Consider the following 15,038-nt stretch of genomic DNA (forward strand, 5'->3'; position numbering starts at 1 on the left):
GTCTTTGACGAATGCTTTCACCTGATCTTTGTTAAAGCGCGCCACTTGTGTCATCCTCTCAAACCAACCTTTCTCTTAGTTTATTTCATATTGGTTTGAGAGTTTACACAAAAGATTTTACAGACTCCAGTCCTACGGAATTCACTATTGGTCATAATGTAGGAACCAAAGATGAAGTTGATTCCGTTATGGAGCAAGCGAAGAAAGCGGGCGCGACAATTACAGTTCCAGCTCACAGTACATTCTGGGGCGGGTACTCGGGTTACTTTCAAGATCCAGACGGACATTTGTGGGAAGTGGTATGGAATCCTCAATGGGAAATGAATGATTAATCATATGAGGTGCTAGATCATGGAAACTCAAATTCCTTCAGAACTATTGATAAGGAATATCGTATTCTCCGAACTCGACTATATGCTCGATCGGATGAATGCGATTCAGAATAGACAGGGTAATCCAGAAGGAATTGAACTCCAACGTTATGGCAATGCATTATGAACCGGATTGCCTGATAACGGAATAATGACTGTTGCAGCGAACAATCAAGTGTTTTATGGCAGGCAAGGTTGGAAATTCTATATTGCATATCTGAATGACGAGCCGGCAGCTACAGCTGTGATGTATATTAATAATGGCATTGCATCACTGACATTCGCAGCAACATTACCTGAGTTCAGAGGCAATGGACTACATCAGAATGAGAATTGGTTATATAAGAACGACTTGGAGCACAAAGGGATGAAATCATGAATAACATTAAAGCAGTTTTATTCGATCTGGATAATACGATCTTAGATAGAGTAACTACATTCAATAACTTTGTTAATGCTTTCGTGAATACTTATTTTCAACATTTGGAAGAGACCAAGCACATTATTGATAGAATGATAGATCTAGATCAAGATGGCTATAAGGACAAGAATGAATGGTTTGAAGAACTATTAGCAGAGCTGCCGTGGAACACAAAACCCGAGATCACTGAATTGTTGGAATACTACAAGGTTCACTACGTTACAAATGCAACATTGATGGAATACGCTGTCGAAATCCTTCAACTCGCGCGTCTGAAATATAAGGTTGGATTAATTACGAATGGAAGAACAATCATTCAGTATGGAAAGATCGATCAATTAGGGATCAGGGATCATTTTGACTTGATCATTGTTTCGGAAGAAGCAGGGATCAAGAAACCGAATGCGAAGATATTCGAGATGGCCATAGAGAGATTAGGATTGAGTCCTGAACAATGTTTATATATCGGGGATCATCCAATAAACGATATAGATGGCGCGGGAAGAGCAGGAATGGAAACGATATGGTTCGAGGTCAATCAGCCTTGGAGAGAAGAAGTAGGTATTAGACCCAAACATACGATAAAACACTTAAGTGAATTAGCGGTGATACTATAGAATAACGGAAAAGAGATAGGAGGGGATATTCCGTGGGCGATAGGATAAATACAAAGCAAAATACGGAAAAGTTAACCGGAAGCGAACAAGTAGTAGCGTTCATGCAAAAGCTGGAACATCCACTGAAACTAGAAATCGAAGAGGTTCGAAAGATCATTTTACAATCGGATTCTCAAATAACGGAGCATATGAAATGGAACGCTCCAAGTTTCTGTATTCTCGGGGAGGATAGAATTACTTTCAACTTTTACGGCGGGAACAAGTTCCGATTAGTCTTCCACTGCGGGGCGAAAAAGACGGCAAATAAAGAAAACAAAGGGAAACTTATTGCTGATGATTCAGGGCTGCTAGAGTGGGCGGCCGATGATAGAGCTACAATCGCAATTACCTCAAGCGATGATTTAAACGAAGAGAAAAGAAATAGTCTTAAAGTAGTAATAACAAAATGGATAGAGGCAACAAGGAGGTTGTAGCACAAATCTTGATATTCGGGGGTATGACATGACCGATAAGTATAATCCCTATACGGACGAAACCATTCATACTGTTCAACCCGCATCTATAGATCAACTGCATGAAAGAGAAGGCTTCAATGACGTCATGAAGCATTATGATTCCGTTAACGGGTTTCAAGCTCTAAAGCAATTAAAACAAGTTCCTCAACCGACCAGACTCCTCATGAAATCGAGTTTATCTAAACATGATGCCTAGAAAAAAAGCGGGTTTGCGATCATCGGGAGTTTATCTCCCGTGCTTGCAAGCCCGTTTTAGGTTTCAAAGCCGGTCAAGAAGTTATCAAAAGACAGCGAATCATTAAATATTACTATAAGTTCGGCAGTTCAGTGATTTTATAATAAATACATACGGCAAAGCCGGAGAAATAAGGACTATCTAAGCAGGCAGGGAAGGAAGGCTTGAACGCCATGCTATCGAAGCAATTCGAACAACTAACCGCGGCGAATCAAGCACTGCTAGGCGCGGCGCCCATTCGGCCGTTCCCGCCGGCTGCCGATCGGACGGCTTGGGAGAAACTCGCTCCCGATTTGAAAGAGGGATGGATTGCGTTCGCCGCAGTTAATCGGGACTACGATTGGCCCGCGCTGCGCATGGATCGTTATATGGATTCGAAACGTACCGGCGACATTCACGGGTATCTCGACCCGCATTGGGAGAGGCGAAGCGTGCTGGGCGGCTTCGTGCTCGCTGAATGCATAGAAGGCCGATGCGAATATCTCGACCGGATCGTGAACGGGATCTTCGCAATCTGCGAAGAGACAAGCTGGATGCAGCCGATTGCCAATACGTACTTACAGAAAGTAAATACGGCCGAGCTGCTGCCGGACGAAGCCGACCATATCGTGGACCTCAACAGCTCGGAAACGGCGGCGCTGCTGACTTGGACGTACTACCTGCTCCGCGAGGAACTCGACGGACTCAGCCCGCGAATCGGACAACGCATCCGGCGGGAAGTTCGCAATCGGGTGCTCGTTCCTTATCAGAAGCATGAAGACTATTGGTGGCTCGGCATGATTCCCGGCCAGCGGGTGAACAACTGGAATCCGTGGTGCAACGGTAACGTCATCATGGCTTATCTCGTCCTGGAGGAAGACGTGGTAGCGCGCCGGCAAGGGTTGCTGAAGGCGATGCGCAGCTTGGACGTCTTCCTGTCGACGCACCCCCCGGACGGCTGTTGCGACGAGGGACCGATGTATTGGAGCCGCTCCGGCGGTTCGTTGTACGATTGTTTGGAGCTGCTCGGCTTCGCGTCTCAAGGTGCGATCGATATATACGGAGAGCAGCTCGTTCGGGATATCGGGACTTATCTCTATAAGGTTCACATACACGGCGAATATTGCGTCGACTTCGCCGACGGGGACGCGATCGTCGAGCTGGCGAGCGACGTCGTCTACGGATACGGGCAAGCCATCGGGGACGACAAGTTGATGCAGCTCGGCGCGAGCGCTCCAAGCGTCCGGCCGTCGCTGCGCAACTGGTTCCCTCTCTATCGGTTCACGCGAGATCTGTTCCAGACGGAGGAGCGCAGGCGGGTTGGCGCCCAAGCGCCTTACGCGCGCGATTCGTGGATGCCGCATGCCCAGGTGATGACGGCGCGTTCGGCCGGCGGTACGGAGAAGGGGCTGTACCTTGCGGCCAAAGGCGGACATAACTTGGAATCGCACAACCATAACGACGTCGGCAGCTATGTGGTCTATGCCGATGGACTACCGGCGATTATCGACTTGGGCACGGAAGCGTATACGCGGAAGACGTTCTCGCCGCAGCGGTTCGAGCTCTGGTATTTGCAATCCGCCTACCACAATCTGCCGACCGTGAACGGGGTAATGCAGAAGGAAGGCGGAGAGTATCGAGCCGGCGAGGCGGAATACCGGGCGGACGACGATGCGGCGGAGCTGCGCCTAAACATCGCCGGGGCATACCCGTCCGAGGCGGGCATCCGCAACTGGGAGCGCCGGTTCCTCTTACGACGGGGCGTCGACGAAGAGATCGAGATCGCCGACAAGTTCGCGCTGACCGGGGATACGAAGGAGCTCTTCTTCAGTCTGATGACCGTTCGACCGCCGGTCTTGCTCCAGGAATCCGGCCGCGTCGAACTGCAGATCGCAACGGGTAGACGGCTGAGCATCGGCTATGACGCCTCGCGTCTCTCGGCGAGCAGCGAACGGATAGAGCTGACCGACTGGCGGCTTCGGGCCAATTGGGGACCGGAGGTTCATCGGATCGTACTTAAGCTGGCGTCTCCGATGGCGGAAGGAGAATTCAAGCTGCGCTTCTCGATGGAAGGCAGCGGAACTACGGGAGGGGTAGACGCATGATGGCGCATAACCATAAGCTACACCATGGATTGGAACGGGAGCTAGGCTGGGTCGATGAGGCATGGAGCCGGGCGGAAGCCAAAATCGGCCGGAACGCGCGGACGATCGGAGCCGCTTTTCCGAACGGAACGAAAGAGGGACGATACTTCAGGGCGCCGGTGCACGATTGGATCGCCGGCTTCTGGCCGGGGTTGCTATGGCTTGCGTACCGCGAGAACGGCGAAGAGGAACTCCGACGCGTCGCGGAAGCATGCGAGCGTCAGCTCGCGGAGACGCTGCAAACCTACGACTTGCTGCACCACGACGTCGGCTTCATGTTCAGCTTGAGCAGCGTTGCCCAGCATCTCCTCGCCGAAGCGTCGGGGCGCGGTGGAGATGCGGACGCCAAGCGGCATGCGCTAATCGCTGCCAACCTCTTGGCCGGCCGGTACAATCCACAGGGCGAGTTCATCCGCGCCTGGCCGAATTGGGACGAGGAGGATCATACCGGCTGGGCGATCATCGACTGCATGATGAATTTGCCGTTGCTCTATTGGGCCGGCCGCGAGATCAAGGATCCGCGGTACAAGCATATCGCGATCCGGCACGCCGATTCCGTCCTGCGCGATTTTCTCCGCCCGGACGGCTCGGTCTGCCATATCGTCAGCTACGATCCGGAGACCGGCGAGCGGATAGAGTCGCTGGCCGGTCAAGGCTACGCGGCGGATTCCGCATGGGCGCGCGGTGCTTCCTGGGCGCTGTACGGCTTCGCGCTCAGCTATCGGTACACGGGCGAGGCGCGGTATCGCGAAGCCGCGCTGAAGGTCGCTCGGTTCTTCGTCTCGCGGTTGCCGGAGGACGCCGTCCCGTACTGGGACTACTTCCTGCCGGAAGACGGCCGAGAAGCGATGCCAAGAGATTCGTCAGCGGCGGCGATCGCGGCGTCCGGTCTGCTGGAGCTTGCCGAGTTGTTTACAGCCGATGGAGAAGCGGGAGTCGAAGACGCCGCTTGGTGCCGGTCGTCGGCCGAGCGGATCGTCCGGTCGCTGAGCGACCGTTATGCGGACTGGGGCGACGAGCACGAAGGCATTCTGTTGCATGGAACCGGGTACCATTCGCGCGGCGTGTATGTCGATGAATCGCTGATCTATGGCGATTATTTCTACGTGGAAGCGCTCGCGAAGCTGCGGGGACGCAAGGAGCTATTCTGGTAGGCAACGAGGACACCGAGAGGATGAGAGAGATGGGACTGAGAGATCCGATGCTGCGCAATCGCACGATCGAAGTGACCGCGGGTGGTCCGGGAACCGACTATCCGGGCTTCACTTCGATGACCGTTCAATCTGCGGTCGATGAAGCAACCCGGCACGGCGGCGGTATCGTGCGGCTGGATAATGGCATATATGACGTGTACGGGCCGATTCGGCTCACGGATCGGGTCACGCTGGCCGGCGCCGGACCGGAGACGGTTCTGCGCAAGACGGACGGCTTCAAGAGCCCGTTCGTCGTCGATGCCGATTACGGCGAGCTGCGCGCGGAGGTGGCGGACGCCGGCGGCTTCCGCGTCGGGATGGGCCTCCAAATCTACGACGAGTCGCAAAAATGGGGCTGGGACGAAAGCACGGCCATCATTACGGCGGTGGAAGGCAACGTGCTGCGCTTCGACCGGCACCTCGAGCGCGATTATCGCGCCGACGACGGCGGCATGGCCACGAACGCCTGCTCGATCATCGAGGCGGTGGACGTCGAGCAAGTCCGCGTTCGCGACCTTACGATCGACGGCAACAAGGCGGCCAACGAGCCGATCGGCGGTTGCCGAGCCGGCGGAATCTATCTGAAGAAGGCGCGCGATTGCATGATCGAGCGCGTCTTCGTGCGCGACTTCCATGGGGACGGCATCAGTTGGCAGATTACCGAGAATATCTCGGTGCTGCACTGCGACGTTCGCGGCTGCGCGGGATCGGGGCTGCATCCCGGAGCCGGCTCGCATTCCTCGCGTGTCAAGGACAATACGTGCAGCGACAATGGCACGGCGGGGTTGTTCGTATGCTGGCGCGTCCAGTTTGGCGAGTTCGAGCGCAACGTGCTGGAACATAACGCCGTGTCGGGCATCTCTATCGGCCATAAGGACTGCGACAACCGGTTCGCCGACAACGTTATTCGCGGCAACGGGCACGGCGGCGTCTATTTCCGCCCGGAGAACGCGGCCAACGGAGCGAACCGCAACAAGTGGCTCCGCAACGTGATCGAGGACAACGACGGATTCGGCTTCTATGTGAACGCCGGCTCGATCGACAATGAACTGCAGGATAATCGGATTCGAGATACGGGAGCGGGCAGGCAGACGGGGGACGTCTGGCTGGCGGACGGCGCGGATCGCTTCCTGGCGAATCGGTAATAGACTTAAGAGATCGTGCGCGAAGGAGAATTTGGACCATGACCACTAGAAGAATAGAGCCTACGATCTCGTACGTGGAGCGGATTCTTGAAGGCACGGATTATCGCAACATCGTTACGTTGGAGCACAATTGGCGCTTCCATGCGGGAGACGCCCCCGGCGCGCAAGAGGCCGGCTATGACGACTCGGATTGGCGGATCGTGCGGCTACCGCACGACCATTCGGCGGAATCGGGGTTCGACGCCGCCAATCCGGCGAACGGGTACGTTCAATCGGGCATCTTGTGGTACCGATTGCCGTTCGCTTCCCCGCAGGAACATGCCGGCGGCAAACGTTACCTGATGTTCGACGGAGCCGCGATGAACGCCGAGGTGTGGGTGAACGGTCGCTGCCTCGGGACGCATCCCTATGCCTATACGCCATTCTGGCACGATCTAACGCCTTATCTTCGCCCCGCGGGGGAGGAGAACGTCCTTGCGGTCAAGGTGGACGCTTCCCTGCAGCCGTTCGGCAGATCTTATCAAGGCAACGGGCTGTTTCGCCGCGTTCAGTTGATCGTCGCCGCCGCCCTGCACATCGACGTATGGGGCGTGGTCGCCAGAACCGAGTCCATCGACTCGGAGGGCGCCTCGATCTCCGTCGCAACGAACGTCTCCGTCGGTCGTTATCCCGAGACGAAGTGGAACGCTTTCGTCTGGCAAGGGAAGGGAATGGCGGACAATAACGAGATTAGCAAAAAAGGCCGGCTGAGAACGGCGATCCTCGATCAGGAAGGCCGCGAGGTGGCCGTCGCCGAGGCGGAGACGATCGTGCCGCAGTTCGGCAAACACCGGTTCGAGCAGTGGCTGAGAGTGTTGGAACCCGCTCTGTGGCGTCCGGATGAACCGAACCTGTACACCGTCCACTCCGTGCTATTCATAGAGGACGAACCGGCAGACGACGTGCTGACCCCGCTCGGCATTCGCACGTTATCGTTTACCGCCGAGAACGGCTTCGAACTGAACGGCATCGAGACGAAAATCAAAGGCGTCTGCCTGCACCAGGACGCGGCGATATTCGGCGGCGCGGTTCAGACGCGAACGTGGGCGAGCAGGCTGTCCATGCTGAAGGAAGCCGGGTGCAACGCGGTCCGCACGTCGCATCACCCTTTCCCGACGGAGTTCTACCATGCGTGCGATTACCTCGGCATGATGGTCATGGACGAGGCGTTCGACGAATGGCGGCTAGGCTGGGACCGCGGCTATTCGGATTCGCCTTACGGCAAGAACGTATACGGCTATTATCAGTACTTCGACCAATGGTACGAGACCGACCTTCGGGCGATGCTGCGGCGGGACCGCAACCATCCGAGCGTCATCATGTGGAGCGTGGGCAACGAAATTCCGGATCTCTACTTCGACGAGGGAACTCCGATCTTGCGCAGGTTGGTCGAGATCTGCAAGGAGGAGGACGACAGCCGGCCCGCGACCGTATGCGCGGAAGGCAATCACCTGCTGCGCTTGCGGGAAGGCATCATGGATCTGGTGGACGTGCCGGGGTATAACTATGTCGCCAGCCGGGAAGGCGACGCGTACTACGAACGCCTTCACGCTGAGCATCCGGAACGGGCGCTGATCGGTTCCGAGACGGAATTCGAGCCGGAGCACTGGAAGCGCATTATGCGGCATCGCTACGTCATCGGCCAGTTCCTGTGGGTCGGCATCGATTATCTTGGAGAAGGCGCCGACATGCTCGGAGAGGATTCCGCATTGGGCAACACGTTCGATATCTCCGCGCTTGAGGGAGGTCGCCGCGGCTGGGCGTTCGGGCTCGTCGATTCGGCCGGTACGCCGCGAGGCGAATATTACTACCGCCAGAGCATCTGGAGCGAAGAGCCTTTCGTTCGGCTAGCCGTCAAGCAACCCGTTCCCGCCGCCAGAGAATCGTATGCCTACATGAATTCGCAGCTTCATTGGAACGGGAACGAAGGGGAGCGAAAGACGGTATACGTCTTCACGAACTGCGACGAGGCGGAGCTGTTCTTGAACGGACGTTCGCTCGGCGTCTTGGCGAAGGATACGGAAGGCTACCGCGCGATGGAGCTGGACGTCGATTACGTTCCCGGAACGCTCGTTGCCGTCGGCCTGAGCGATGGGCAGCGCGTATGCGAGGACAATCTGGTCACCTCCGGAGAGGCGGCGCGGCTGGCGATCGTCTGCGACACCGATCGGATGTCGGCGGACGGACGGGACTTCGCGGAGCTGCGTATCGTCGTCGTCGACGAGGATGGCCAACGGGTGCCTGACGCCGCGCATCCGATAACCGTCAAGGTACAAGGTTGCGGCAGCCTGCTCGGCGTGTACTCGGCGGATCCGATGAGCAGCGAGAGCTATCGTTCCGAGAGCTGTCGTGCCTACCGAGGCATCGTTGCCGCCGTCGTGCGCGCGGGACGCGATCCGGGTACGATAGCCGTCGAGGCATCTGCTCCGGGGTTGGCTGCCGCTAGCTGGAGCTTGCCTTGCGTCAAGCCGGTATAGGCCGAACGAACTCCGCGAACCGTATACCCACGAGAAAGGCACCCAGGGCGGGTGCCTTTTTCCAAGAGCTATCTAGCGCGAAGCGTTCTTCCTCAAGTGCGCCGTCTCGTTCATTCGCTCCCAAGCCAGTTCGCCGTCGTGCATTTCCAGCAAGGAGATCCCGCAGTTATGCTGCCTGAGCTTCCGGTACGATCGCAGCGGCAGCCCGAGAGAATCGGCCATGAACAGCCGATTCGAGGTATTATGGCCGACGACGACAATAGACTCGCCGGGATGCGTCGCCGCGATCTCTCTCATGAACGATCCGTAACGAGCGGTCACTTCCGCGCCGGTATTGCCGGTTCGCCCGACAGGAGCCGTACCCGGATCGTTCATCCAAGCGTCCCATTCGCCCGGGTACCGCGTTTCGATTTCATGGCGGGTTAACCCTTCCCACTGGCCGAAATCGACTTCGTACAGACGGTCGTCAACGGCCGGCGCAAGCTTCAAGGCTTCTCCGATCGTACGGGCCGTCTCTAGCGAACGCTGTAACGGAGAACAGTAGATCGCGGATATCCCATTGTCCATAAGCGCAATCGCTGCCATACGGGCTTGCTGCCGCCCGGTGTCATTCAGCGGAATGTCCGTGATCCCGCAATATCGGTTCCCATGTAGATTCCAGACGGTCTCGCCGTGCCGCAATAAGAATAAACGAGTCACGTTGCCCACTCTCCTCGGTCGGTTCCGTTCAAGTAGCCTTTGTCTTGCAACAGCGCTTTGAACTTGACGTAATTGTCTTGATACTGATGTTGCCGGACGCTGGGCTCGAAGCGCTTGTCGACGATCGACATTCGCTGCACGGCTTCGCCGAGAGAGGCGAATTCGGTCGCCGACGCGGCGAGCATCGCCGCCCCGACGGCGCCTTCCACGTGTTTCATCTTAACGATAGGTTTGTGCAACACGTCGCTGCGGATCTGCAGCCACGTATCGCTGGAGCTGCCTCCGCCCGCGGTGTAGACGGTTTCGATTGTTTCGGCAGACAGCGATTCTATCGTATCGTACGCTAGCCGTTCGATATAGGCGATGCCTTCTAACCTGGCCGCGTAACGCTGAACTTCGGTCAATCCCGGGGCATCGAATCCGCGCGCGTTCTCGCTCAGGAACGGAAATCTTTCGCCTTGCCGCTTAAGGGGGTAACTAAGCCATGGGGTCGGGAGCCACTGCTCCGCCTCCCGATTCAATTCCGTCAAGTCCCAACCCCCGTAATCGAGGGTAATCCAATCGGCTCCCGTATTGCTAGCGCCCCCCGGCATCCAATAACCCTGCGGATGCTTGTGGTTATAGATGCGCCCGAGCGGGTCGCGCACCGGCTGGCGAGACAGCCCTTTAATGACCAGGGTCGTGCCGATGGTCGTGTTCCAGTGGCCCGGGAGGGAGCACCCGGACGCGATCTGCGAAGCGCACCCGTCCGTCATTCCGGCAACGATTCGCACGGAGGAGGGGAGTCCGGTCCGTTCGCGGACTTCTTCCGACAACCCGCCGACGATTTCCCCGGGCGCGATCACGCTCGGCAGGCGATCCTCGGGGATGTTCAGCTTAGCCGACAAGTAAGCCGGCCATTCGTTCGCTTCGAGGTCGTAACCGCTTTTCAGCGCGCTGGTATAATCGGTTACCCCCCAGACGCCGCTTAACTTGCCCGTGATGTAATCGACGGCGTGGCACCACAGCCGGATCCGCTGCGCTTGTTCCGGATAATTCCGGTTATACCATAGCATCTTCGGCAGCCCGTAGGAGGAGTTGATCGCCTGGCCCGCGGCTTCCGTGCAGAGCAGCGCTTCCTCTTTGGAACGTTGATCGCTGTACATCAGGGCCGCATGCAAGGGGCGATACCGTTCATCGACCGGAATGACGGTTCCGGACGTGGAAGTGACGGCAAGGGAACGAATCGGGGGCCATCCTTCCTTGGCGGCGAGTCCCCCCAGCCGGCTAAGAGCCTCGAGGAGAAGATCCCACCATAAGTCAGGGTTTTGCTCGTCCCGGTTATCCGACCATCCGAAGCTTTCCTTGACGACGGCGAGCGGATTGCCGGCATCGTCCAGCAAGACGACCCGCAATCCTTGCGTGCCGATATCCACGCCGATGAAGGAAGAGGTCATTCCAACACATCCTTATAGTAAAATGATCGAAACGATAGGCAAACAATTCGATGTCTAGAAGAGTATACATCATCCGAGGTGCTCGCTAAACAAGGCCGGACAATCGGATATGAAAATGCAAGATAAGCTATGGATAGACAATCACAAGGGTCCGGATCGCCGCCGCGAACATTCGAAATATGGAACGATATGTTTCGTATTCTATCTGAAAGCGCTTTATAATAAGTGTGTTACAATCGATCACCATCATTGCGCAAGGGGCGTCCCGACATGAATATTTTCCGAAAACGACAGTGGAGAATGACGATATTCCCGAAGCTGATCATCGCGTTCCTGCTGGTGGTCGCTCCGATCTACGGCATCGGTCTCGGGATGAACCAGCTCGGCGAGAAGAGCGTCCGCGAGGAGCTGTCGAAATCGCTCAACTCGCGGGTCGACTTCTACCTCAACTCGCTTGAAGTCGCCAACGAGCTGATGAGCGGGCTGCTTCAGCAATACGCGCTCGACAAAGACATCCAACATGCCACGTTCATCAGCGGTACGATGACGATCGGCGTATGGACGGATACGGTGCAGCGCATCCAGGACAAGCTGCAGCTGATCAAAAATTCGAGTCCCTACGTCAAGAGCGTAAGCGCGCACATCCTGACGCTGAAGCGGACGATATCGAGCGAAGAAACGATCAGCGACACGATCCATCCCGATTATGAAGCCGTCGCCTCCGTGTCCAAGCTTCGAGGCGTCGGTTATTACTATTGGAATGACCGGTTGTTCATGGCGATCGCCTATCCCGGTTCCGATCTGCCGAATATGAAGGAGACGTTCGCGCTCTCGATCGAGATCAACCAAGAGATGATGAGGCAGGCGCTTCAGAACTTCTCCGACTACAGGCATGCGGGGGCGATGCTGGTTAATCCGGAGAAAGGCTGGATCTTGGGCAATGAAGCTTACGAAGGACTTTCGATAGAACTATCGGATTTCTTGAAGAACCGTCCCGAGGACAGCGCGAAGGAAGGCTATGAGCAAATTTCGGCGGATAACAGCTCTTACTTCGTCGCCTATAAGCGCTCGCCGTTGTTCGGCTACTCCTTGATCGCTTACGTGCCTTCGGCCGAGATGCTCGGTCCGATCGACAAGTACCGGATGCTGCTATGGCTGCTGTCGTTCGTCTCGCTCGTCTTCATCGTCGCCTACTCGTACTGGCTGTATCAGCTCATTCGCAAGCCGCTGCATCGGATGATGACCGGTTTCCGCAAGGTGGAGGCGGGGATGATGGAGCCGATTCCGCTGCCGAAGACGCACGACGAGTTCCTCTACTTGTTCCAACGGTTCAACATGATGACGGACAATCTGAAAGTGCTGATCCATGAAGTGTACGAGCAGAAGCTGCGTGCCCAGACGTCGGAGCTGAAGCAATTGCAGTCGCAGATCAATCCGCACTTCTTATATAACACGTATTTCATTCTATACCGCCTGGCGAAAATGAACGATAACGACAGCGTCATCCAGTTCAGCCAGCATCTTGGCGAGTATTTCCAGTACATTACTCGCAACGGCTCCGACGACGTGCCGCTAGACGCGGAGATTAAGCACTCTCGCACTTATGTGGAAATTCAGAACATCCGCTTCGCCAAGAGCCGCATTATCGTCGAATTCGGAGAATTGCCCGCAGGCTGCGGCGACATGCGCGTTCCGCGGCTCATCCTGCAGCCTTTCATCGAGAACGCGTACCAATACGGTCTCGAGACGAAGCGCAGGGACGGCAAAATCGCCGTGACGATGATCGAACAAGACGGCAAGTTGCTCATGTCGGTCGAGGATAACGGAGAGAAGCTGACGAACGCCGACCTGCAGGCTATCGAAGCGAATCTAGCGAATCAGGCCGCGAATATGGAATATACAGGCATGTTGAACGTTCACCGTCGGTTGATCATTCGGTTCGGCGCCGAATACGGCGTATCCGTCGCCCGCGGAGAAATGGGCGGCATGAAAGCGACGCTGAAGCTTCCGATGCCTCCGTCTTCGGGCAAAGCCGCGGAACCCAAACAACTCAATGACGCGAGAGGAGAGTGACGGTATGTACCGTCTGTTGATCGTTGACGATGAACCGATCATCGTAGAAGGCTTAAGCGAGCTATTCTTGCAAGCCGATTACCCATTGGAGGTCTATCAGGCGTTCGACGGAATGGAGGCGTTCGAGATCGCGAGGAAGCTGCGCATCGACATTCTGCTCACGGATATCGAGATGCCGGAGATGAACGGGATCGAGCTGCAGAAGGAGGTGCTACGTCTTTGGCCGCGCTGCAAGTCGATCTTCCTGACCGGCTATAACGAGTTCGACTATATCCAGTCTTCGATCCGCGGGGGAGCGATCGACTACGTGCTGAAGACGGAAGGAGACGATCCGATCATCTCCTCGGTCGAGAAGGCGATTCGCGTCATTGACGAGGAAGTGACCTACGAAGGTCTGATCGCGAACGCCCGATCGTCGCTTAAGCTGGCGCTGCCGGCGCTGCGCAAGGAGTATCTGACCGGTCTGCTGGAAGGGGAAGTCTCTTCGTCTGCCGTGCGGAGCGATCGGTTCGCGCAATTCGAAGTGCCGCTCGATCCCGAATTGCCGGTCGTCATGGCCGTCGGCCGGATCGACCGATGGCGCGAGGATCGGGCGGGAGGCGACAAGGTGCTATTCGCCTATTCGATCAATAACATCTTCGAAGAGTTCTTCGCGAACGAATTCGAATTGACGCACTTCAGAGGCGATCACGAACGGCTGATCTGGCTGCTGCAGCCGAAGCCGGAATCGGGATATCGCCAGGCGATCGCCGGAAATCAATCGATGCGCGCAGACTTCGCCGAGGATCCCGATCCGGAAGCGCGCCTGCACGCATACATGCTCGGCATGCTCGAATCCGTGCAGACCGCCTGCAGCCATTACTTGAAGCTCGCGTGCTCGTTCGTCGTTTCAAGCGAGCCGTTCGAATGGGACGCGCTCGCGTCCAAATACGAGCGGTTGTCGCAGCTGTTCGGCCGCGGGCTCGGACTCGGAAGCCAGATGCTGCTGTCGGACGACCGGTCGAAGTCTAGCGGAGACGAGCAAGCGCGAAGCAAAGTCAAGCGCATTCGGCTGCTCGACCAATACTTGATGCAGAAGGAACGGGAGAAGTTCGAGCAGCTGTTCGACGGGATTTCGGAAGCGGTAGGGGAGTCCGCGGCGATGGACGCGGGCTTGCCTCTCGAGGTGTTCTACGAGCTGGCGGCGATCTTCATCCCGCATCTGAACCGGTTCGAGGCGCTCGGCGCGGAGGGCGGCGGAATCAATCCGGACAAGCTGTTCTCGATCCGCGAGCATCGTTCTTGGAAGGAAGCTTCCGACTTTTTCCGCGAATTGGCGGGATTGTTGTTCGAACGCATGGAAGGCGGCAACGAGCAAGAGACGAGCGAAGTCGTCGAGCAGATTCATCGGTACGTGGACGACAATCTCGATGGGGATCTTACGCTGAACCGTCTGGCCGAGCGCGTCTTCTTGACGCCATTTTACCTCTCCAGATTGTATAAACAGAAGACGGGCCACAACATCAGCGATTATGTCACGAGGACAAGAGTCGATCGCGCGAAGCAATTGCTCGGCGAGAGCACGCTTAAGATACATGAGGTCGGTATGCGGATCGGATACGACTCGGCCTCCTATTTCACCCGTCTATTCAAAAAAGCAACGTTGTTGACCCCTCAGGAATATCGAGATTCGCTGAAATAGATATAAAAGGATA

10 protein-coding genes and 1 pseudogene are annotated in these 15,038 nt (G+C 56.4%); 9 read left to right on the forward strand and 2 right to left on the reverse strand.

The annotated features are described in order from the left end of the window. Nucleotides 1–119: 119 nt before the first annotated feature. From ACFQZG_RS25530 to ACFQZG_RS25560, 7 genes and pseudogenes are all read left to right on the forward strand, one after another. Nucleotides 120–332 (forward strand): annotated as a pseudogene (locus tag ACFQZG_RS25530) (VOC family protein); the annotation flags it as partial. A 414-nt stretch (nucleotides 333–746) separates the two neighbouring features. Next, nucleotides 747–1,409, forward strand: a complete 663-nt coding sequence (locus ACFQZG_RS25535) for an HAD family hydrolase (protein WP_378157576.1) — start codon at nucleotides 747–749, stop codon at nucleotides 1,407–1,409. A gap of 32 nt (nucleotides 1,410–1,441) precedes the next feature. Further along, the gene (locus ACFQZG_RS25540) at nucleotides 1,442–1,882 is read left to right on the forward strand and encodes a DUF1801 domain-containing protein (protein WP_378157577.1); all 441 of its coding nucleotides are present in this window, start codon (nucleotides 1,442–1,444) and stop codon (nucleotides 1,880–1,882) included. Between the two features lie 450 nt (nucleotides 1,883–2,332). Next, on the forward strand, nucleotides 2,333–4,243 hold the full coding sequence (locus ACFQZG_RS25545; protein WP_378157578.1) for a heparinase II/III domain-containing protein: 1,911 nt from the start codon (nucleotides 2,333–2,335) through the stop codon (nucleotides 4,241–4,243). Next, nucleotides 4,240–5,436 (forward strand): glycoside hydrolase family 88 protein, encoded by a 1,197-nt coding sequence (locus tag ACFQZG_RS25550; protein WP_378157579.1) that lies wholly within the window; start codon nucleotides 4,240–4,242, stop codon nucleotides 5,434–5,436. Before ACFQZG_RS25545 ends, ACFQZG_RS25550 begins: the two co-directional genes overlap by 4 nt. Before the next feature lie 20 nt (nucleotides 5,437–5,456). After that, on the forward strand, nucleotides 5,457–6,620 hold the full coding sequence (locus ACFQZG_RS25555) for a right-handed parallel beta-helix repeat-containing protein (protein WP_378157580.1): 1,164 nt from the start codon (nucleotides 5,457–5,459) through the stop codon (nucleotides 6,618–6,620). Between the two features lie 38 nt (nucleotides 6,621–6,658). Further along, a complete protein-coding gene (locus tag ACFQZG_RS25560; RefSeq protein ID WP_378157581.1) occupies nucleotides 6,659–9,136 on the forward strand; it encodes a glycoside hydrolase family 2 TIM barrel-domain containing protein in 2,478 nt (825 codons plus the stop codon). 72 nt (nucleotides 9,137–9,208) lie between these two features. Here ACFQZG_RS25560 and ACFQZG_RS25565 read toward each other — a convergent pair whose 3' ends face one another. Then, entirely contained in the window at nucleotides 9,209–9,835 is a 627-nt protein-coding gene (locus ACFQZG_RS25565) for a histidine phosphatase family protein (protein ID WP_378157582.1), read from the reverse strand. Further along, complete coding sequence (locus ACFQZG_RS25570) at nucleotides 9,832–11,271, reverse strand: FGGY-family carbohydrate kinase (RefSeq protein WP_378157583.1); 1,440 nt, start codon at nucleotides 11,269–11,271, stop codon at nucleotides 9,832–9,834. Before ACFQZG_RS25570 ends, ACFQZG_RS25565 begins: the two co-directional genes overlap by 4 nt. Before the next feature lie 270 nt (nucleotides 11,272–11,541). Here ACFQZG_RS25570 and ACFQZG_RS25575 point away from each other — a divergent pair, with 270 nt between their 5' ends. Then, a complete protein-coding gene (locus ACFQZG_RS25575) occupies nucleotides 11,542–13,344 on the forward strand; it encodes a sensor histidine kinase (RefSeq protein WP_378157584.1) in 1,803 nt (600 codons plus the stop codon). 4 nt (nucleotides 13,345–13,348) lie between these two features. Next, nucleotides 13,349–15,025 (forward strand): response regulator, encoded by a 1,677-nt coding sequence (locus ACFQZG_RS25580; RefSeq protein ID WP_378157585.1) that lies wholly within the window; start codon nucleotides 13,349–13,351, stop codon nucleotides 15,023–15,025. Nucleotides 15,026–15,038 lie beyond the last annotated feature (13 nt).

The sequence above is a fragment of the Cohnella sp. GCM10027633 genome, from assembly GCF_042675445.1.
Taxonomy (GTDB): domain Bacteria; phylum Bacillota; class Bacilli; order Paenibacillales; family Paenibacillaceae; genus Cohnella.